Source organism: Litorimonas sp. (assembly GCA_029936425.1).
Lineage (GTDB): Bacteria > Pseudomonadota > Alphaproteobacteria > Caulobacterales > Maricaulaceae > Litorimonas.
The window spans coordinates 1-1,698 of sequence record JAPYSU010000094.1; the positions used below are offsets into that span (position 1 = coordinate 1).

1 protein-coding gene is annotated in these 1,698 nt (G+C 52.9%); it reads right to left on the reverse strand.

Going from position 1 to position 1,698, the window contains the following annotated elements; genetic code table 11:
* On the reverse strand, positions 1-1,571 hold a 1,571-nt coding region (locus ACN0IC_RS15300), incomplete at its 3' end, for a hypothetical protein (RefSeq protein ID WP_416879615.1).
* Between the last annotated feature and the right edge of the window lie 127 nt (positions 1,572-1,698).

Here is a 1,698-nt window from a genome sequence, read left to right on the forward strand (position 1 = left end):
GGGAGCCATCCCCACAAACCACAGCAGCCGGTCGTTTGAGACTCCCGCTGGCAACCACAACGACCACCCACGCAGAAGAAACACAGCGCCACAAAGACGAGCAGTGTATTGACGATGATCAGCGTGTGAATTTGGATCTGGGTGGGTGTCATCTGCGTATGAGTATTTCCGTTGAGGATGAGGTCGGGAAGACTGAAGAATGTGGTTAGACTGGGGAAGTTAGCAGCATAGGATTTGAGGGAATTTTCGACCCGACTTAGCCGCCGAGACAACAGCGCCGCGGTCAGGTCTGCGTGGACACTGAGGAATAACTGGTGGATATGCGCCAGGCTTCCAAACAGATGCGCCTCCTCTCGACCTAGGATGAATGTGTCCAAAGCGTTGTAGTATTCCGCAAAAGCGGGGGGGAGCAAGTCGAAGAAATCAGGATCGGCTTGCATTACAATGCTCCGGATGTCGGTGATGAGAGCAATAATTCCCAGAATTTGTGCGTCAAGTTGGTTAATCCGTGACTGTTCGGTAGGAATTAATGCGTGATTGTGAGGTAGCAATACAATCATTCCCATGTCGGCCTCGGTGCAAAGTGTTTCGTCAAAGGTCCAAAACCTGGAGAATGCAACGGTCATCGTGTTCTGGAACGAAGGGCATTTTGCGTTTGCGACCTCCGGGAGTGCAGACTGCAGACCGTGGGAAAACCAATATTTCTTATTTTTTGTGAGGAGCTTGAGGAGTCCTGGTTTTAGCCCAGCACGGTCCAGAAACTCAAGTTGGCTGAGGGTGATGAGGTAGGTCCCCATTGATTTTGCAGCCGTTGTGGCGGTGTAGAAAGTGTAAATGTGGTTTTCTTCCTCGAAATCGTCGAGGATGACCACGTGGTAGAACGAGGTTCCTATGCGATGGGTGAAGGGTCGCAGCTGCTCCAGCAGGGCATTGGTTAGGCCAGCCGCTCTTAGCCCGCGGTAGTTAGCCTCTTCTTCCTTGTGAAGTTCAACGTGGAGTGTGTCAATTGTCTGAGACCATCGTGACACGAGTAGCGAAAGCTTCGTGAGAAGTGCTCTGTTGGAGGTAGCTCCATCCACCTGGTTCAGGGGTTGGCTTGCCTTAGGACACTTGAAGTCACCTTCGTTTGAGTGTGGGTCGAACAGTGGTGAGTAACTCGCCATGCCGAAGAGGGAACAGATGTGTCTCAGGTGCACCTGAAGCAGTGTGTCGTAAGTCTCAGGTTTCAGGAAATTCAGTGTCAGAGTGGACTCCTGACTCTCATCAGTATCCGCCTTCATCGTCGGTTCCCGAGTGGAGAGCCGGAGGGCCTCGTACACATGTTTCCAGGAGGACTGAATGTAGGAGTAGATGTTGACGAAGGACAGGAAATCAGGAGCGGGGTTTGGAAACACGGGGTCATCACCAGCCGTGGTATTGTTTGACTGCTCCGTGTCCTCCCCGCAGGATTCCTCGCAGTCGTCCTTGGTGACCTCGCGTCTAGGTCGGGTCAGGTTGTGCGAAGCACGACCTCCCACGACCTGAAGGCAAAAGATCAGTAGCAAGAGGATCACGATGGCCTTTGGATTCACACCAGCCTCTATGAGGTAACTGGTGGCAGGGGAGCGGGGGACATTACCCACCGAGGGGTAAGGTCGAGCGCCGTGAACATTAATACGGGATTTTGGTGAAGTCTCACCAACCTCTGAGCAGCGTCTG